Source organism: Streptomyces sp. MspMP-M5, from assembly GCF_000373585.1.
Classification (GTDB): Bacteria; Actinomycetota; Actinomycetes; order Streptomycetales; family Streptomycetaceae; genus Streptomyces.
On record NZ_KB891911.1, the window covers coordinates 1 to 20,801 of the forward strand.

Annotated in this window: 2 protein-coding genes; both read right to left on the bottom strand. The window is 76.1% G+C overall.

What is annotated here, in order from left to right; translation table 11 throughout:
• A partial coding sequence (locus B073_RS41265) for a condensation domain-containing protein (protein ID WP_037812901.1) occupies positions 1 to 2,137 on the bottom strand: 2,137 nt, incomplete at its 3' end.
• Between the two features lie 11 nt (positions 2,138 to 2,148).
• Entirely contained in the window at positions 2,149 to 20,757 is an 18,609-nt protein-coding gene (locus B073_RS0127255; RefSeq protein ID WP_018541258.1) for a non-ribosomal peptide synthetase, read from the bottom strand.
• Positions 20,758 to 20,801 lie beyond the last annotated feature (44 nt).

The following is a 20,801-nucleotide window of genomic DNA, read 5'->3' on the forward strand; positions in this document are numbered from 1 at the left end:
GCAGCCGGTGGCCGTCGGCCATCAGCAGTACGCCCTCCAGTGAGGTGTCGAAGGAGAACGACGCGGTCAGCGCCACCCGCAGCGGTCCGCCGCCGGCGTCGGCGACGAATCCGTGCCGGTGGCCGGCGAGCAGGTTCATCAGGGAGTGGTGTGCGACGGCCACGCCCTTGGGGCGGCCGGTGGAGCCGGAGGTGTACAGGACGTAGGCGGTGGTGCCGGGGAGCAGTGGTGCGCGGCGGTCGGCGTCGGTGGGATCGTCACTGCGGTCCGGGCCGGGCAGGTCGCGCACGGCGGCCTCGTCGAGGACCAGCAGCGGGCGGGCGTCGTCGAGCAGGAACCGCAGTCGCTCGTCGGGGAGTTCGGGGTCGAGGGGCAGATAGGCCGCGCCGGTCTTGAGGACGGCGAGCAGCGCCACGATCAGCTCGGCGGTGCGCGGCAGCCGTATGGCGACGAGCCGTTCGGGCCCGGCGCCGCGCGCGATGAGGCGGTGGGCGAGCCGGTTGGCGCGGGCGTTGAGCGTGGCGTAGTCCAGCACGGTGTCCCCGGCCACCAGCGCGGTGGCGTGCGGGCTGCGGGCAGTCTGGGCCTCGAAGACGGCGGGGTAGGTGGTGGGCGCGACGGGCAGCGCGGTGGCGTTCCACTCGGTGGTCAGCCGCCGCCGCTCCCGTTCTGACAGCAGTGGCAGTTCGCCCAGCGGCCGGTCGGGTTCGGCCGCCACTCCGCCGAGCAGGACGAGGAGTTGGTCGGCCATCCGCGCGGCGGTGGCGGCGTCGAAGAGGTCGGTGCGGTACTCCAGCAGTCCGCTCAGCCCGTCGCCGTCGGGGACGAACTCGATGCTCAGGTCGAAGGCGGCGGCGCGGCGGGGCACGGGGACGGTCCCGGCGGTCAGCCCACGCAGGGCGGGGGCCGCGGGCGGGGCGGGGTGGAGCAGGACCATCACGTCGAAGAGCGGGTTGCGGCCGGCTTCCCGGGTGGCGCCGGCGGCCTCCACGACCCGTTCGAAGGGGAGGTCGTCGTGGGCGAAGGCGTCGAGGACGGCGGTGGCGGAGGTGTCGAGCAGTTCGCGGTAGGAGCGGGTGGCGTCGACCGGGGCGCGCAGCACCACGGTGTTGACGAAGAGGCCGACGGCGCGCTCCAGTTCGGTGCGGCCGCGGCCGGGGGTCAGGGAGCCGACGGCGATGTCGTCCTGTCCCGACCAGCGGGCGAACAGCGCCTGGCAGGCGGCGATCAGCGCGGTGAACAGGGTGGTGTGCTGTGCGGTCGCCACCTCCCGCAGCCGGGCGGCGGTGGCGGCCGGGACGCGGAAGGTGTGGATCGCGCCGGCGCCGGACTCCTCGCCGCCGCGCGGACGGTCGAGCGGCAGCTCCCACGGCACCAGTCCGTCCAGCTGCTTGGCCCAGTAGGAGAGTTGGTCCTCCAGAAGGGCTCCGGAGAGCCGTTCGCGCTGCCAGACGGCGAAGTCCGGGTAGGGGGTGGCGGCCGGGGCGGGGGCGGGCGCCTCCCCGTGGGCGAGGGCGTCGTAGTGGGCGCAGATCTCGTCCAGCAGTACGCCCATGGACCAGCCGTCGGTGACGATGTGGTGGGCGGTGAGCAGCAGGACGTGCTCCTCCGCGGCGCGGCGGATCAGCAGGGCGCGCAGCAGCGGGCCGGTGCGCAGGTCGAACGGGCGGGAGTACGCGGCGAGCAGCAGCCCGTCCAGTTCCGCGTCCCCGTCGTCCGCGCCGGACGCCGCTTGTTGACGATCCGTCATGTCGTGTAACGGGAGCGGGACGGGGGCGGCCGGGTGGACCACCTGGTGCGGCCGGCCGCCGTCCTCGTCGAAGGTGGTGCGCAGCGCCTCGTGGCGCGCCACCACGGCGTCGAGGGCCCCGGACAGCGCGGTGCGGTCCAGGGGGCCGGTCAGCCGCAGGGCGACCGCGCTGTTGTAGCGAGCGTCGCCGGGCCGGAGCCGGTCGAGGAACCACAGCCGCTGCTGGGCGAAGGAGAGCGGCAGGGGGCGGGACCGGTCCGCGCGCGGGATGCCGGGACGGGCCGTGGCGGCCGGCGGGGCCTGTCCGGCCAGCCGGCGGCGCAGCGCCTCCCGCAGCTCTGGCGGCAGGGCCGCGGCACGGTCCTTCTTCGCGTCCGAGGACGTCATGTCGTGGTTCCTCACCGTTGGTCGGGGTCGCTGTCGCGGGCGGCGTCTTCCAGTTCGCGCAGAACGTGCTCCTCCACCAGGTCCGCGAGGGCGGCGACGGTCCGGGCGGTCAGTACGTCGCGGGGTGTGAGGTGCACGCCGAAGGTCTCGTTGGTCCGGGAGGCGAGCTGCAGGCTGCGCAGCGAGTCGCCGCCCAGGGCGAAGAAGTCGTCCTCGACGCCGACCGGCCGGCCCAGCACCTCGGCCCAGAGGCCGGCGAGGAACTCCTCGGTGGGGGTGCGGGGCGCCAGGCGCGCCGCGGGTTCGGGGAGTTCCGGGCCGGGGGCCGGGAGGGCAGCGCGGTCGGTCTTGCCGTTCTCGGTGAGCGGGAAGCGCTCCAGGACGACGAAGGCCGACGGGACCATCGGGCCGGGCAGCGTCCGGGCGGCGAACGCGCGCAGTTCGGCGGCGGACGGGACGTCGGTGCCGGGGGCGGCGAGCAGGTGGGCCACCAGGCGCGGTGTGCCGGGCTCGTCCTCCCGCAGGGTCACCACGGCGTCCCGTACGGCGGGGTGGCCGGCCAGGGTCGCCTCGACCTCGCCGGCCTCGATCCGGTGGCCGCGCAGCTTGAGCTGGTGGTCGGTGCGGCCGAGGTAGTGCAGTTCGCCGTGGGCGTCGCGGCGGACCAGGTCGCCGGTGCGGTACATCCGGGTGCCCGGCGGCCCGTAGGGGTCGGCGACGAAGCGGGCGGCGGTCAGGCCGGGGCGGCGGAGATAGCCGCGGGCCAGCGAGGGCCCGGTGAGCCATAGTTCGCCGGGGACCCCGTCGGGGACGGGGCGGAGCCGCGCGTCCAGGACGTAGCTGCAACTGCCGGGCCGCGGGCGGCCGATGGGCGGCGCGCTGCCGTCCGGCCGCAGCGGCCCGGACCAGGTGGCGACGACCGTGGCCTCGGTGGGGCCGTAGGAGTTGATCATCCGGTGGTGCGGGGCCCAGCGGGCGACGAGGTCGGCACCGCAGGCGTCCGCCCCGACGATCAGGGTGCGCAGGTCCGGCAGCGTCCCGGCGGTGCCGGGCGGCACGGTGCCGAGCGCGGCGGGCGGCAGCAGGGTGTGCGTGACGCGTTCGGCGCGCAGCACCTCGGCCAGCTGGGTACCGAGCAGCGGGCCGGGCGGCGGCACCACCAGGCGGGCGCCGTTCGGCAGCGCCAGGCACAGCTCCAGCACGGAGGCGTCGAAGCTGGGGGTGGCGAAGGCCAGTACCCGGTCGCCGGGCCGCACTTGGTAGTGGTCGGCCTCGGCGGCGGCGAAGGCGGCCAGGCCGCGGTGGGTGACGACCACGCCCTTGGGGGTGCCGGTGGAGCCGGAGGTGTAGAGCACATAGGCCGGGTCGCCGAGATCGAGGGGACGGGAGCGGTCCCGGTCGGTGGGGCGGTGGCCCGGTGCGTCCTCGTCGGCCAGGAGGGCGTGGAGCTCGGCGGCCTCCAGGGTGACGGCGGGGGCCGCGTCGCGCAGCATCAGGGCGATCCGTTCGGCCGGGTATCCGGGGTCCACCGGCAGGTAGGCGGCGCCCGCCTTGGCGGTGGCGAGCTGGGCGACGATCATCTCGGCCGAGCGCGGCAGGACCAGGGCGACGAGGTCTCCGGGGCCCGCGCCGCGGGCGATGAGCCGGTGGGCGAGGCGGTTGGCCCGCGCCTCCAGCTCGGCGAAGGTGAGGCACAGGTCGGGTGCGCTGACGGCGGGGGCGTCGGGCCACCGGTCCACCGCGGCCTCGACGAGCGCGGCCAGGGTGGCCGGCGGGACGGGGTCCGGGGCGGCCGGCGCGGTCAGCCGGGCATGCTCCGCCGGCGGCAGGGTGGCGATCGCGTCGAGGGTCGCCGGGCCCCCGGGCGAGCCGGCGGCGGCGATCGCGGCCAGGGTGTGCGTCAGCTGGGCGGCGAGGGAGCGGGCGGTGGACTCCTCGAAGTAGCGGGGGTCGTAGCCGAGTTCGACGCTCAGCCGGGTGCCTGGTGAGATCACCACGGTGAGCGGGTAGTTGGTGGCCTCCAGGGCGTGCAGGTCGCGGACCCGCAGGCCGTGGGCGGTGGCCGCGGTGTCGTTGATCGGGTAGTTCTCGAAGACCACCAGGCTCTCGAACAGCGGGGTCCCGCCGGGCACGTCGCTCCAGTCGCGCAGCGCGGCGAGCGGGACGTGGTCGAAGCCGCGGGCGGTGGCCTGGGCGGTCTGCAGGGCACCCAGCCAGTCGGCCGGGGCCGCGCCGCCGGCCACGTCACACCGCACCGGCAGGGTGGCGATGAACAGGCCGGGGATGGTGTCGGCGCCGGGCAGGCCGGCCGGGCGGCCGGAGACGGTGCTGCCGAAGCACACCTCCCGCTCCCCGCTCCAGCGCGACAGCAGCAGCGCCCAGGCGCCCTGGACGACGGTGTTGAGGGTGAGGTGGTGGCGCCGGGCGAAGTCCTGGAGCGCGGCGGTCTCCCGCTCCCCGAGCCGGTCCGGGAGCCAGCTGCCGGCGCGGGTGGGCGCGTCGGGGGCCGGGCGGCGGTCGTAGGGCAGCGGGGTGGGGGCGGTGAGACCGGCCAGGGCGCGGCGCCAGTGCTCCTCGGCCGGAGCCGGGTCCTGGGCGGCCAGCCAGGCGACGTACTCCGCGAAGGGGCGGCGGTCCGGCAGCCGCGGCTCGGTGCCGTGCGCCAGCGCCGTGTGGCAGGCGAAGACGTCGGAGAGGACCTGGAAGACGCTCCACCCGTCGAGCAGCACATGGTGGAAGGTCCACACCACCCGCACCTCGGAGGGGCCGAGCCGGACGAGGGTGAGCCGGAGCAGCGGCGGCCGGTCCAGGGCGATGCCCCGGTCCCGGTCCTCGGCGAGCAGCCGGGCCAGCGCGGCGTCCCGCTCGTCGGGGGTGCGGTCGCTCCAGTCGAGGGTGGTGACGGGCAGGGTGACGGCGCGGTGGACGATCTGGAGGGGGGCCGGCACGTCGCCCAGGAGCACGGCGGTGCGCAGGACGGGGGTGCGGTCCACGACCTGCTGCCAGGCGGCGGCCAGCAGCGCCGGATCGGTGACGCCGTCCAGGACGAAGGTGGCCTGTTCGACGTAGAGGCCCTGGCCGGGTTCGTCGAGGGCGTGGAAGACCAGGCCGGTCTGGGTGGGGGTCAGCGGGTAGATGTCGGTGACGTCCCGGCCGTCGCCGGCGAGCCGGTCGACGGTGCGCTGGTCGAGGCTGACCAGCGGGAAGTCGGAGGGGGTGCGGCCGCCGGCGCCGGGTGCGGCGCAGTGCCGCAGGATGGCCCGCAGTTCGGCGGCGGTCTCCTCGGCTAGCCGGGCCACGGTGGCGCGCCGGTGCAGGTTGGCCGAGTACGACCAGGTGAACTCCAGCCGCTTGTCCGCCACTTGGCCGACCACGTCGATCAGGTGCGGCCGGTCGGCGGCCGGGTCCAGGTCGCCGTCGAGCGCACCGTACGGGGCGTGCAGCAGGCCGCCGTCCTCGCTGGCGCTCCAGTCCTGCCGGCCGAGGTAGTTGAAGACGATCTGCGGGGCGGCCGGGAGACCGGCCGGTGCCGGGGTGCGCAGATGGCGCAGCGCACCGTGGCCCAGGCCGTGCCGCGGCAGCGCCCGCAGCCCCTCCTTGGCGGACTTCAGCGCCGACGCGAGGTCCGCGTGCGGCGGGAGGTCCAGCGCGACGGGGAACATGGTGGTGAACCAGCCGACGGTGCGGGAGAGGTCCACGTCGTCGAAGAGTTCCTCGCGGCCGTGGCCCTCCAGCCCGATGAGCACCCGGTCGTGCCCGGTCCAGCGGGCCAGCACCCGGCCCAGGGCGCACAGCAGGACGTCGTCGATCCGGGTCCGGTAGACGTCGGGCACGTCCTGGAGCAGCCGGCGGGTCTCCTCGGCTTCCAGGCGGACGGTGACGGTCTCCTCGGAGTCCGCGGTGTTGCGGCCGGTGTGGTCGGTGGGCAGTGCGTGGTGGCCGCCGGGCTCCTGCCAGTAGGGGAGTTCGTCGTCGAAGCCGCCAGCCGCGGTGTGCTCGCACAGCCGCTCGGCCCAGGCGCGGAACGAGGTGGTCTTGGGGCCGAGCAGGGCCCGGCCGCCGGTGCGCGCCTGGCGGTAGGCGGTGTCGAGGTCCTCCAGGAGGATGCGCCAGGACACCGCGTCGACGACCAGGTGGTGGGCGACGAGCAGCAGGACCGGGCGGTCCTGGCCGCCCAGATGGCACAGGGCGGCCTTCAGCAGCGGCCCCTCGGCCAGGTCGAACCCGGCGCTCAGCTCGCGGGTGAGCGCGCGCAGCGCGGCGGGGTGCTCGTCGGGCCGCCGGGTGGTCAGGTCGCGCACCTCCAGGGCGGCGCCGGTGCCGGGCAGCGTGCCGTACTGGCGCCAGTGGCCGTCCTCGGTGGTGCGGTACCGCATGCGCAGCGCGTCGTGGTGGTCGAGCACCGCGCCCAGTGCCGTCCGCAGCGCGTCCTCGTCGGTGTCGGCGGCGAGGTGGAAGGAGAGCGCCTGGGTGAAGTGCGCCGGGTGGTCGGGCATGGTGGCGAAGAGCCAGTGCTGGACGGGGGTGAGCGGTATCTCGCCCACCACCGGGCCCTGTTCGGCGGTGGCGGCCGCGGCCCGCGGTTCCCCGGCGGCCGCGGCGAGGGCGGCGACGGTCTGGTGGACGAACAGCTGGCCCGGGGTGAGCGCGAGGCCCGCGCGGCGGGCCGCGGAGACGATGCGGATGCTGAGGATGGAGTCGCCGCCGAGCGCGAAGTAGTTGTCCTCGGCGCCCACTTGGGCCACGCCCAGCACCTCGGCCCAGATGGCGGCGAGCACCCGTTCGGCGTCCGTGCGCGGCGGGACGTGTCCGGCGGCCGGGGCGGCGGCCGGGCCGGGCGCGGGCAGCGCACGCCGGTCGAGCTTGCCGGTGGGGCCGAGCGGCAGCCGTTCCAGGGGAACGATGAGCGCGGGGACCAGGTGGTCGGGGAGGCTGCGGGCGAGGAAGGCACGGAGCGCGACGGGGTCGGGGGCGGCCGCGCCACGGGCGACCGCATAGCCCACCAGGCGCTTGTGGCCGTCGGTCGCCACGACCCTGGCGGCGGCCGCGGCCACGTCCGGGTGGCGGGCCAACGCGGCCTCGACCTCGCCCAGTTCGATCCGGAAGCCGCGCACCTTGACCTGGTCGTCGGTGCGGCCGAGGTACTCCAGCCGGCCCTCGGCGTCCCAGCGTACGAGGTCGCCGGTGCGGTACATCCGCTCGCCCGGGGGACCGAACGGGTCGGGCAGGAAGCACCGCGCGGTCAGGCCGGGCCGCGCGAAGTAGCCGCGGGCCACGCCGGTGCCGGCGAGATGGAGCTCGCCGGGCACCCCGACCGGCACCGGGCGCAGCCGCGCGTCCAGGACGTAGGCCCGGGCGCCGGCGACCGGGCGGCCGATCGGCGGGGTGCGGTCCGGGTCGGCGGGGTCGCAGTGCCAGGCGGTGGCGTAGACGGTGGCCTCGGTGGGGCCGTAGAGGTTGGCGACCCGGCAGCCGGGGACGGCGGCGCGGACCTCGCGGACGGTGCGCGCGGCGAGCGCCTCACCGGCCAGCACCACGGTGTCCGCGGTGACGTGGACGGTGTCCTCGGCGAGCAGCCGGCCGAGGGCGGAGGGAACCGCGCTGAGCAGGCCGGCGGTCCAGGGCTCGGGGCGTTCGGCGAGGGCCAGCAGGTCGCGGACGATCTCCACCCGGCCGCTGGCCAGCAGCGGGCAGAGCAGTTCGAACACCGACACGTCGAAGTTGAGCGAGGTGGACGCCACGACGTGCGCCAGGCCCCGGGGGCCGAACTCGGCGGCCGCCCAGTCGGCCAGCGCCACGACGGAGGCGTGGGTCACCACCACGCCCTTGGGCACTCCGGTGGAGCCGGAGGTGTGGAGGACGTAGGCGGGGTGGTCGGCCAGCAGCGGGCCGGTGCGCTCGGTGTCGTCCAGGTCGGCGGCCGGTCCGGCGGCGAGGTGGTCCGCGAGCCCGGGGTCGTCCAGGAAGAGCCGGGCGGTGGGCCCGTCGGGCAGCCGGCCGGCCGTCGCGCCGGTGGTGAGGACGAGGTCCGGTGCGATGTCGTCGAGGAGGAAGGCGACCCGCTCGGCGGGGTGGCCGGGATCGATCGGCAGATAGCCGGCGCCGCTCTTGAGGACGGCCAGCAGGGCCACGGCCAGGTCGGCGGTGCGCGGCAGGGCGAGCGCGACGAACCGTTCGGGGCCGGCGCCCGCGGCGATCAGCAGCCGCGCCAACCGGTTGGCGCGGTCGTTCAGTTCCCGGTAGGTGAGCCGGTCCGCGCCGGCCAGGACGGCCGGGGCATGCGGGGTGCGGGCGGCCTGTGCCTGGAACACCTCGGGCAGGGTGCGGCGCGGCCGCGGCACGACGGCGCCGCCGAACTCCGCGACGACGCGGTGGTGTTCGTCGTCGGTGAGCAGTGGCAGCTCGGCCAGCCGGCGGTCCGGGTCCGCCGCCATCGCGGTGAGCAGCGTGCGCAGGCCGGCGCCGAGCCGCTCGACCGTCGCGGTGTCGAAGACCGCCGGGTCGTGGTCGAGGGCGACGGTCAGCCGCTCGCCGGGGGCGACGATCACGCTGAGCGGGTAGTTGGTCGGCTCCAGGTCGCGTTCGGAGGTGAGGCCGAGGCCGTGCCGGGCCAGGGCGTCGCTGTCGAAGGGGTAGTTCTCGAAGACGACGATGGTCTCGAACAGGCTGGTTCCGGGCGGCAGTTCGCTCCAGGAGCGGATGTCGGCCAGGGAGACGAAGTCGAACCGCCGCGCCTCGGACTGGGCGGTCTGCAGCTCGCGCAGCCAGTCCAGCAGGGCGCGCCGTCCGTCGGTGCGGACCCGGGTGGGCAGGGTGTTGATGAAGAGGCCGACCATGCTCTCCACGCCGGGCAGTGTGGCGGGCCGTCCGGAGACCGTGGTGCCGAAGACCACGTCGTCACTGGCGCTGTAGCGGGACAGCAGCAGGGCCCAGGCGCCTTGCAGGACGGTGTTCATGGTGAGGCCGGCGTGCTGCGCGGTCCGGCGCAGGCGGGCCGACTCGGCCGCGTCCAGGGCGAGGTGGACGGAGGCGGAGGACGAGGCGCGGTGGGCCTGCGCGGGGGTGCGGTCCTTCGGGAGCCGGGTCGGCTCGGTGAAGCCGGCCAGCGCGGTCCGCCAGTGGTGTTCGGCCTGTCCGGTGTCCTGCCCCGCCAGCCAGCGCAGATAGCCGTCGAAGGGCGCGCGGGCCGGGACCTCGGGTGCCCGGCCGGCGGTGAGCGCCGCGTACCGTTCGCAGACCTCGTCGAAGACCTGGGCGGCGCTCCAGCCGTCGAGGAGGACGTGGTGGAAGGTCCACACCAGGCGGACCCGGTCGGCTGGCAGCCGGATCAGGGCCAGCCGCATCAGCGGGGCCCGGGTGAGGTCGAGGCCGGCCGCACGGTCCTCGGCGAGCAGCGTCTCCAGGGCGCGTTCGCTCGCCTCGGTGCTCCGGCCGGTCCAGTCGTGGTGGGTGACGGGCACGGTGGCCCGGGTCTGGACGACCTGGAGCGGCTCGGGGGTCTGCGCCCACACCAGGCGGGTGCGGAGCACCGGGTTGGCGTCGGCCGTCCGCTGCCAGGCGGTGGCGAGCGCGGCGGGGTCGCGGACGCCGGAGAGCACCAGCTGGACCTGGTTGACGTAGGTGTGCGAGGCGGGGTCCATCAGGGTGTGGAAGAGCATGCCCGCCTGCATGGGGGTCAGCGGGTAGAGGTCCGCCACCTCCCGGCCGTTCCCGGCGACCCGGTCCACGGTGGCCTGGTCGAGGCGGGCGAGTGGGAAGTCGGAGGGGGTGCGGCCGCCGGCGTCCGGACCGGCGCAGTGCGCGACGATCTCCTCAAGTGCCGTGCGCATGCCGGTGGCCAGGGCGGTGACGGTCTCGGTGCGGTGCACCGCGTGACTGTGGTACCAGGTGAGTTCCAGGCACCCGTCCTCGACCCTGCCGACCACGTCGAGCAGGTGGGGGCGGACGTTTTCGGGGGCGGCGGCGCCGTCCAGTCCGCCGCGGACACCGCGGATCAGCCCTCCCCCGCCGGACCAGTCGAACCGGCCCAGGTAGTTGAAGCTGATCCGGGGCTGCGGCGTACCGGCGAGGGCGCCCTCCACGGCGAGCCGGCGCAGTGCGCCGTGGCCCAGGCCGCGGCCGGGCACGGCACGCAGCTGTTCCTTGACGGACTTCAGCGCCGTTCCCCAGTCACCGTCGGGGACGTCGAGGGCCACCGGGAAGAGGGTGGTGAACCAGCCGACCGTGCGCGACAGATCGACACCGTCGAAGAGCGCGTCCTCGCGGCCGTGGCCCTCCAGGCCGACGGCGACGGTGCGCCGGCCGGTCCAGTCGGCCAGGACCCGGCCGAGCGCGGTGAGCAGGACGTCGTTGATCTGCGTCCGGTAGGCGGCGGGGACGTCGCGCAGCAGGGCGGCGGTGCGCGGCCGGTCCAGCCGGACGGTGACCGTGCCGAGGTCGGCGATGGTGTTGGCCCCGTCGGCGTCGGCCGGCAGCGGCACCGCGCAGTGGCCGGCCGCTGCCTCCCAGTACGCCTGCTCGGCGGCGAACCCGCCGGCCTCGGTGCGCTCGTGCAGCAGCCTGGACCACTCCTGCACGGAGGTGGTACGGGCGGGCGGGGCCGCCGGCTCTCCGGTGCGGGCCCGGCGGTAGCCGCTCTCCAGGTCCTCCAGCAGGATGCGCCAGGAGACGCCGTCGACGACGAGGTGGTGGGCGGTCAGGAACAGCCGCGGCGGCGCGTCCGGCGCGCCGGTGAAGAGCCGGGCGGCGAGCAGCGGCCCATGCGCGAGGTCGAAGCCGGCGTGGGCCTCGGCCATCGCGGCCTCGACGGCGGTGGCACACTCCCGCGCGTCCCGCCCGGTCAGGTCGTGGACCCGCAGGGCCGGCGGTTCGGCGGCGTCCGCGGCCGGGCAGTGCTGCTGCCAGCCGCCGTCCGCGCACTGCGTGAAACGGGCCCGCAGGGCGTCGTGGTGGGCCCACAGCGCGGCCAGGGCAGCTTCCAGTGCCCGGATGTCGGGTTCCTCGGCCAGTTCGACGACGACGGACTGGTTGAAGTGGCCCGGACGCGCCGGCCGGGCGTCGAGGAACCAGCGCTGGATCGGCAGCAGGGGGACCTCGCCGGTGACCGGGTCGGTGCCGGTGACGGGGGCGGCGGCGCCGGTGGCGGCGGCCAGGGCGGCGACGGTGGGGTGGCGGAACACGTCCCGGGGGGTCAGGTTCAGGCCCGCCCGGCGGGCGCGTGAGACGACCTGGATGCTGAGGATCGAATCGCCGCCCAGCATGAAGAAGTTGTCGTCGGCACCGACCTGTTCGACGCCCAGCAGTTCGCGCCAGATGTCCGCGAGGGTCCGCTCCGCCCCCTCGCGCGGTGCGCGGTGGGTGCCGCCGGGGGCGGGCGACCAGCGCGGGGCGGGCAGCCGGCGCCGGTCCACCTTCCCGTTGCCGGTCAGCGGCAGCGCGTCCAAGGTGACGAAGGCGGCCGGGAGCATGTAGTCCGGCAGCCGCTCGGCGAGGAAGTCGCGCAGCTCCTGGGCCGGGGGCACGGTCGCGTCCGGGGCGGGGACGAGGTAGGCGGCCAGGCGTTTGCGGCCGTCCGCCGCGACGGCGGTCAGCAGCGCCTCGGCGACCGCGGGGTGGTGGGTGAGCGCGGCCTCGATCTCGGCCGGTTCGACGCGGAAGCCCCGGATCTTGATCTGGTCGTCGGTGCGCCCCACGAAGTGGAGTTCACCGCCGGCGCTCCAGCGCACGAGGTCGCCGGTGCGGTACATCCGGCTGCCGGGCGGTCCGAACGGGTCGGCGAGGTAGCGTGCGGCGGTCGCGCCGGGGCGGCCGTGGTAGCCGCGGGCGACACCCGCGCCGGCGACGTACAACTCGCCGGGGATGCCCGGCGGTTGCGGCCGCAGCGCGCCGTCCAGGACGTAGCCGCGGGTGTTGTCCAGGGGGCGGCCGATGGGCAGGGTGGCGGGCAGCGGGTCGCCGGCGCGGAAGACCCGCCGGGTCGCGAAGGTGGTCGTCTCGGTCGGGCCGTAGCCGTCGACGACGGCGAGGTCCGGGCAGGCGTCGAGGACCCGGCGCACCGCGGCGCCCGGCACCGCCTCGCCGCCGGTCCACACCTCGCGGGCACCGCGCAGGCAGGTGGGGTCCTCCTGGGCCAGCAGGCGGAAGAGCCCGGCGGTCAGCCACAGGCAGGTCACGCCCTGTTCGGCCACCGCCCGGCGCACGGTGGCGGCCTCCAGGTCGCCGGGCGGGGCCAGGACGGCCCGGCCGCCGCGCAGCAGCGGCACCCACAGTTCGTAGGTGGCCGCGTCGAACGCCGCCGGCGAGTGCACCAGGACCCGTTCGTGCCCCTCGAAGGCGCGGTCGAAGGCGAGCGCCACGACGTCGCGGTGGCGCACCGCGACACCCTTGGGGCGGCCGGTGGAGCCGGAGGTGAACATCAACTGGAGCGCGTTGTCGGGGTGGAGAGCGGGGAGGGACGAGTTCTCGTGCTCGGTCATGTCCGGGGCGGCGGCCGTCACCCGTAACGTTCGCCCGCCGGGGGCCACCGCACGTGCGGTGTCCTGCCAGGCGGCGTCGGTGAGCACCAGGTCCGCGGTGGTCTCCCCCAGCAGCAGCCGCAGCCGCTCGTGCGGGGCGCGGCCGTCCAGCGGGACGTACACCCCGCCTGCCTTGGCGAGGGCGACCTGGGCGACGACGAGGGCGGCCGAGCGGTCCATCAGGACCCCGACCGGCTGCTCGGGGCGGACCCCGAGCGCGGCCAGCCGGTGAGCCAACGCCTCGGCCCGGGCGTCGAGTTCGCGGTAGGTCAGGCGGACGTCGCCGGCGTCCACGGCGAGCGCGTCGGGGGTGCGCCGGACCTGGTCGGCGAAGAGCTGGGCGACCGTCCCGTCGGGCAGTGCGGTGGCGGTGTCGTTCCACTCCTCGACGACCTGGCGGCGGCGCGCCGCGCCGAGCACCGGCAGCCGTGCGGGCGGGCGGTGGGCGTCGGCGGCCATCCCCGCCAGCAGCACGGTGAGGTACTCGGCCATCAGCTCGACGGTGGCGGTGTCGAACAGTTCTGGGTCGTAGCCGAGGCGCAGGGCCAGTTCCGGGCCGGGGTAGGCGACCAGGCTCAGTGGGTAGTTGGTGGTCTCGATGCCGTCGAGGGCGCTCAGCCGCAGCCCGTGGGCGGCGGCGAGATGGTCACCGGCCGGATAGTTCTCGAAGACCACGATGCTGTCGAACAGGGCGGTGCGCTCGGGCAGTTCGCTGAACGCCGACAGCCGGGCGAGCGGGACGAAGTCGAAGCGCCGGTCCTCGGTCTGGATCTCCTGGACCCGGCGCAGCCAGTCCGGCAGGGTGCCCTCGGAGGGCACGGTCAGGCGGGTCGGCACGGTCGCGATGAACAGGCCGGTCATCGCCTCGGCGCCGGGCAGCTCCGGCGGGCGGCCGGAGACGGTGGTGCCGAAGACCACCTCCGAGCGTCCGCTCTGCCGGGCCAGCAGCACCGCCCAGGCGCCCTGCACCAGCGTGTTCATGGTCACGCCGGCGTCCTTGGCCAGGTCCGCCAGCCGGCCGGTGAGGGCCGTGGGCAGGGTGACGCGCACCGCCTCGGTGGACTCCGTGCGGTGGCTCTCCCGGGGCTCGCGGTCGTAGGGCAGGGCGGTGGGTTCGGTCAGCCCGTCGAGCCGGGCCCGCCAGTGGCCCTCGGCCTCCGCCGGATCGCGCTCGCGCAGCCAGGCGACGTAGTCGCGGAACGGCCGGCGGGCGGGCGGCGCGGCCTCCGGCGCCGGTCCGTTCCCGTCCGCCGGTCCGCTCAGCCCGGCATGGCAGCCGAAGACGTCGGAGAGCACCTGGAACAGGCTCCAGCCGTCCAGCACCAGGTGGTGGAAGGACCACACCACCCGTACCTCGGTGGCGGACAGCCGGGCCAGGACCAGGCGCTGGAGCGGGGCGGTGGCCAGGTCCATCCCGTGTCGCCGGTCCCGGGCGAGCAGTTCGCGCAGCCGGGCGTCGCGCGCCTCGGGCGGCAGGGCGCGCCAGTCCAGGTGGGCGACCGGGAGGGTGACGCCGTTCTCGACCACCATCAGCGGCTCGGGCACGTCCTGCCAGACGACGCGGCCGCGCAGCACCGGGGTGCGGTCGGTGACCTGCTGCCAGGCGGCGGCGAGCACCTTGGGGTCGGGCACCCCGTCCAGGACGAAGGTGAGCTGCTGGAAGTAGACGCCGCCGTCGTCCTGGGCGAGCCGGTGGAAGAGCATGCCGGCCTGGGTGGGGGTGAGCGGGTGGATGTCCTCGACGGCCCGGGCGTCGTCGCCCACCAGCCGGTCGAGGGCCGGCTGGTCGAGGGCGGCCAACGGGAAGTCGGACGGGGTGCGGCCGCCGGCCCCGGGGCGGGCGGCGTGCCGGGCGATCTCGCCCAGGGCCGCGGCGAACTCGTCGGCCAACCGGGCCGCGGTCGCCTCGTGGTGCAGGTTGACCGAGTAGAACCAGGTGAACTCCAGTGCGTCGCCGTCCAGTTGGCCGACGACCTCCAGGGCGTGCGGCCGCTCGGCGGCCGGGTCGGCGTCGAGGGCGAGCGGGCGGTGCGGGCCGCGGTAGAGGCCGCCGTCGGTGTCGGGCAGGCCGAACCGGCCGAGGTAGTTGAAGCTGATGCCGGCGGACGGGCCGGCGGGCAGACCGGCCGGCCGGGTCAGGTAGCGCTGGACGCCGTAGCCGAGGCCGCGGCCGGGCACCGCGCGCAGCTGCTCCTTGACGGACTTCAGCACGGTGTCCCAGCCGGCGTCCGGCGCCACGGTGAGGGCGACCGGGTAACGGGTGGTGAACCAGCCGACGGTGCGGGAGAGATCCACGTCGGCGAAGAGTTCCGCACGGCCGTGGCCCTCCACGTCCACGGGCACGGTGTCGCGTCCCGTCCACGTGCCCAGCACCCGGCCGAGCGCGCTCAACAGCACGTCGTTGACTTCGGTGCGGTAGGCGCCCGGCAGGGTGTGCAGCAGGGCGGCGGTCTGCTGCGGGGTCAGGCGGACGGTCACCGAGCGGGCCGACGCGTAGGTGTTGGCGCCGGTGCGGTCGACGGGCAGGGCCGGGTCGCCGGCGCGGGCCGCCGCGGTCCAGTACGCGGCCTCGTCACGGAAGCCGCCGGTTTCGGCGTGGCCGGTCAGCCGGCGGGCCCAGTGGCGCAGCGGGGAGGAGGCGGGGAGCGGCGCGGCGTCGCCGCCGCCTCGCCGGGCGCGGTAGGCCCGGTCGAGGTCCTCCAGCAGGATGCGCCAGGAGACCCCGTCCACCACCAGGTGGTGGACGGCCAGGTGCAGGACGCGGGGCCGGTCGGCGCCCCGGTCGTGCAGCACCGCCCGCAGCAGCGGCCCGCGTTCCAGGTCGAACGGGCCGAGGTGCGGGGCGTCGTCGTCGGGGCCGGCATGGCGGTGCAGGACGACCGGGGGCGCGGTGCGGTCGATGTGCTGGTGGCGGCGGCCGTCGCCGGCCGCCGGGAAGCGGGAGCGCAGCGCCGCGTGATGCTCCGTCAGGTCCCGTAGGGCGCCTTCCAGCGCGGCGGCGTCCAGGTCCTCGGTCAGCTCGACGGAGAGGGTCTGCCCGAAGTGGGCGGCGCGTGCCGGGTCGGCCTCGAACAGCCACCGCTGGATGGGGGTCAGCGGCGACGTCCCGGTGGGTTCGGCCGCCGGGGCCGGGGCGGCGGGCCGCTCGGCGGCGTCCGCGCACCGTGCGAGGGCGGCGACGGTCTGGTGCCGGTAGACGTCGCGCGAGGTGATCGCCAGGCCCGCCTGCCGGGCCCGGGCGACGACCTGGATGCTGAGGATGGAGTCGCCGCCCAACGAGAAGAAGTTGTCCTCGACGCCGACCCGCCGCACCCGCAGCACCTCGGTCCAGACGGCGGCGAGGGCGCGTTCGGTGGCGGTGCGCGGGGCGACGAACTCCGTGGTCGCGTCCGTCGTCCAGTCCGGGGCGGGCAGTTGGGCGCGGTCCAGTTTGCCGTTGGGGTTGAGCGGCAGCGCGTCCAGGACGAGGACGGTGGCGGGCACCATGTAGTCGGGCAGGGTGCGGCCGAGCCGGCGGCGCAGCGCGCCGGGCGCGGGGTCCGCCCCGGGCTCGGGGACGACATAGCCGATCAGGCGCGGGTGGCCGTCGGTCTCCCGGGTGGCGGCGGCCGCCTGCGCGACCCCCGGGCAGCGCAGCAGCGCCTCCTCGACCTCGCCCAGCTCGATGCGGAAGCCCCGCACCTTGACCTGCTGGTCCACCCGGCCCAGATATTCCAGCTCGCCGTCGCCGGTCCACCGCACCAGGTCGCCGGTGCGGTACATCCGGCTGCCGGGGCCGGCGAACGGGTCGGCGAGGAAGCGGCGGGCGGTCAGGCCGGGCCGCCGGAGGTAGCCGCGGGCCAGGCCCCCGCCGCCGAGGTACAACTCGCCGGCCACCCCGGGCGGTTGGGGGCGCAGCCTGCCGTCCAGGACGTAGCAGCGGGTGCGGGCGACCGGCCGGCCGATGGGCGGGGCCTGTTCGGGCCGGGCGTCGCCGGCGAACCAGGCGGTGGCGTAGACGGTGGCCTCGGTCGGCCCGTAGACGTTGGCGACCTCGGAGGACGGCATGGTCTCCCGGATCTCCTGCACGGTCCGGGCGGGCAGCGCCTCGCCGGCCAGCACCACCGTGTCGGCCGTGACGCCGCCGGCGCCCCGGGTGAGCATCCGGGAGATCACCGAGGGCACGCCGCTGAGCAGGCCGGCCCGGCGCGGCGCGGTGCCCGGCCGGTCGGCGAGGGCCGGCAGGTCCGCCACCACCTCGACGCTGCCGCCGGACAGCAGCGGGCAGAGCAGTTCAAAGACGGAGACGTCGAAGTTGAGCGAGGTCGAGGCGACCACATGGCTCAGCCGGGGGCCGAACCGGGCGGCCGCCCAGGTCGCGAGGTCGGCGACGCTGCGGTGGGTGACCACCACCCCCTTGGGGCGGCCGGTCGAACCGGAGGTGTAGATGGCGTAGGCGGGGTGGGCCGTCTCCAGGGGGCGGGACCGGTCGGCGTCGGTGAGGTCGTCCGCTGCCTGGCCGGCCAGCCGGGCCGCGGTCTCCGGGGCGTCGAGGACCAGCCGTTCGGTGTCCCGGGGCAGGCAGTGGGCGGTGTCGCGGGTGGTCAGGACGAGGGCGGGGGCGGCGTCGGCGAGCATGAACCGGATGCGTTCGGCCGGATAGCCGGGGTCCACCGGCAGGTACCCGGCACCCGCCTTGAGCACCGCCCAGAGCACCGGCACGAGGTCGGCGGAGCGTGGCAGGGCCAGCGCCACCAGGGTCTCCGGGCCGGCGCCCTGGCCGACCAGCAGCCGGGCGAGGCGGTTGGCGCGCCGGTTCAGCTCGGCGTAGGTGAGCCGGGTGTCGCCGCAGACCACGGCGGTCCGGTCGGGGGTGCGGGCGGCCTGCGCCTCCAGGAGGGCAGGCAGGGCGGTGTCCGGGCCGTCCTGCTGGGGGGTGTTCCAGGCGTCGAGCATGGTGCGCCGCTCGTCGTCGGTGAGCAGCGGCAGGTCGGCCACGGTCCGGTGCGGGCCGTCCGCCATGCCGTCCAGCAGCAGGTGCAGTTGGCGGCTCATGCGGGCCACGGTGCGGGCGTCGAAGAGGTCGGTGTTGTATTCGACGGTCAGCCCGAGGGAGCCGTCGGGGTGCGGCAGGAATTCCAGGACGAGATCGAAGCGGGCGGCCGGCCGCGGCAGCGGATGCTCCTCGATCCGCACCCCGCCGGCTTCCCGCGGGTGCACCATCGGGGTCTGCTGGACGACGAGAACCTGGACCAGCGGGGTGCGGCCGGGGTCGCGCGGCGGGGCCAGTTCCTCGACCAGGCGGTCGAAGGGGACGCCGGCATGGCTGAAGGCGTCCAGCAGCGTGCCGCGCAGGGTGTCCAGGAAGGCGTCGACGGTGGCGGTGCCGTCGACGTCGGTGCGCAGTACGAGGGTGTTGACGAAGAAGCCGGTCACGTCCTCCAGTTCGCGCCGGTCGCGGCCGTTGGTGACGGTGCCGAAGACGATGTCGCGCTGGCGGGTGTAGCGGGAGAAGAGCACCGCGGCCGCCCCGGCGAACAGGGTGAACAGGGTGGTGCCCCTGGCCCGGGCGAGGGCGCGGAGGCGTTCGGCGAGGTTGGCCGGCAGCCGGTGCCGGTGAGCCGCGCCGGAGGTGGTGCGCACCGGCGGCCGGGGCCGGTCCACGGGCAGGTCGAGCTGGGGCATCCCGGTGAGGTGCCGCTTCCAGTACGCGAGGTCGTCGGCGTACCGGCCGGGGGTGCGGTGGGCGCGCTCCCACACGGCGAAGTCGGGGTACTGAAGAATCGATTCTTCGAGGTCGTCGGTTCCGCCGTCCGCCTCCGCGCCGTACAGCGCGGCCAGTTCCCGTACCAGCACCCCGACCGACCAGCCGTCGGTGACGATGTGGTGCTGTGCCAGCAACAGCAGCTGCTCGTCGTCGGCGAGCCTGATCAGCAGGGCCCGGGTGAGCGGTCCCTCGCGCAGGTCGAAGGGGCGCCGCAGCTCCTCGGTGAGCAGACGGTCGGCCTCCTGGGCGCGGTGCGCGGCCGGCCGGTCACGGAGGTCGGCGGTGGCGAGGGGCAGGACGGCGGTGTCCGCCACGCGTTGCACCCCTTGGCCGTCCACGGTGGCGAAGGTGGTGCGCAGGGAGTCGTGACGGGCGGTGAGCCGGTCCAGGGCACGGCGCAGCGCGCCGGTGTCCAGCGGGCCGCGCAGCCGCATCCCCACCCCGGTGTTGTACTCGGTGCCGCCCGGGGTCAAGTCGTCGAGGAACCACAGTCGTTGCTGCGCGGCGGAGAGCGGCAGCGGCCCGTCCCGGCGGGCGGGCGTGACCGGCGCGGGAGCGGCCGCGGTGGCCGGCTCGTCGAGGAGGACCGCCAGGCCGGCGAGGGTCCGGGCGCCGAACACGTCGCGGACGGTGAGCCGGACGCCGAGCGCCGCCCGGATACGGGAGAGCACCCGGGTGGCGAGGACGGAGTCGCCGCCGAGGTCGAAGAAGTCGTCGGTGGTGCCGGGCTCGGGCACCGCCAGGACCTCCGACCAGATGGCCGCGAGGGTCCGTTCGGCCGGGGTCCGCGGGGCGTGCCGGCCCGGTTCCGGGGCGCGGACCGCATCGGGTGTGGGCAGCGCGCGCCGGTCGATCTTGTGGTGGGCGGTGAGCGGGAACGTGTCGAGGACGACGACCGCCGACGGCACCATGTGGGCGGGCAGGCTGCGGGCGAGGGCGGCGCGCAGCGGCGCGGGCCGCGGGGGCCGGGCCGGGTCGCCCGGTGTCACATAGCCGACGAGCCGCCGGTGGCCGGGCTCGTCCTCGCGCACCAGGACCACCGCGTCGGCCACCTCGGGGAGACGGGCCAACGCCGCCTCGATCTCACCGGGTTCGACGCGGAAGCCGCGGATCTTGACCTGACGGTCGGCCCGGCCGAGGAATTCCAGTTCGCCGGCGGGGTCGCGGCGCACCAGGTCGCCGGTGCGGTAGAGCCGGGCCCCGGGCGGCCCGAACGGGTCGGCGACGAAACGGGCCGCGGTCAGCCCCGGGCGCCCGAGGTAGCCGCGGGCGACCCCGGGGCCGCCCACGTACAACTCGCCCGCGGTGCCGTCCGGGACCGGCCGCATGGCCTCGTCCAGAATCCGGGCCCGGGTCTGCGGCAGCGGCCGGCCGATCGAGGGGGTGCCGCCGCCGGCGGACAGCGGACCGGTCCAGGAGGCGACGATGGTGGCCTCGGTGGGCCCGTACGAGTTGATCATCCGGCGCCCCGGCGCCCAGCGGTCGGCCAGTTCGGCGGGGCAGGCTTCGGCCCCCACGATCAGGGTGCGCAGGCCCGGCAGGCGAGCGCCGTCCGCGGGGACGGTGGCGAGCGCGGCCGGCGGGATGAGCGCGTGGCTGATGCGGTGCTCGGCCAGCACCGCGACGAGTTCGTCCCCCAGCCACGGCCCGTCCGGCGGGACGACGAGCGTGGCGCCGGCCAGCAGGGAGGCGCACAGCTCCAGTACGGCGGCGTCGAAGCTCGGCGAGGAGAACTGCAGGACCCGGTCCCCCGGCCCGACCGCGTACCGGTCGGCGGCCGCCGCGGCGAAGGCGCCCAGCCCGGTGTGCGGCACGACCACGCCCTTGGGCGCGCCGGTGGAGCCCGAAGTGTAGATGACGTAGGCGGGGTGCCCGGGGTGCAGCGGGGAGAGCCGGTCCCCGTCGTCCGGGGCGCGGTCGGGGCCGGCGGCGGCCCGGATCGCGGCCGGGTCGTCGAGGACCACGGCCGGGCGGGCGTCGGCGAGCATCAGGGCGCGGCGCTCGGCCGGGTACGCCGGGTCCACCGGCAGGAAGGCGCCCCCCGCCTTGGCCACGGCCAGCTCCGCGACGACCAGTTCGACGGAACGGGGCAGGACCAGCGCCACCGTCCGCTCCGGCCCCACCCCACGGCCGATGAGGACGTGCGCGAGGCGGTTGGCCCAGGCATCGGCCTCCCGGTACGACCAGGTCCGCCGGCCGTCCGTCAGCGCGGTCGCCTCCGGGCTACGGGCCACCCACCGTGCGAACAGGTCCGCGAGCGCCGGGGCGGGGACCGGACCGGCCGGGCCCGGCTCCGGATCGAGGGTCCGGACCCGCGGTGCGGTGGGCTCGGGGGCTGAACTCTGGTGCTGGTCCGTCATGTTGGTCAGTCCTTCTGGGCGGGGACGGGGCGGCCGGCGGGACG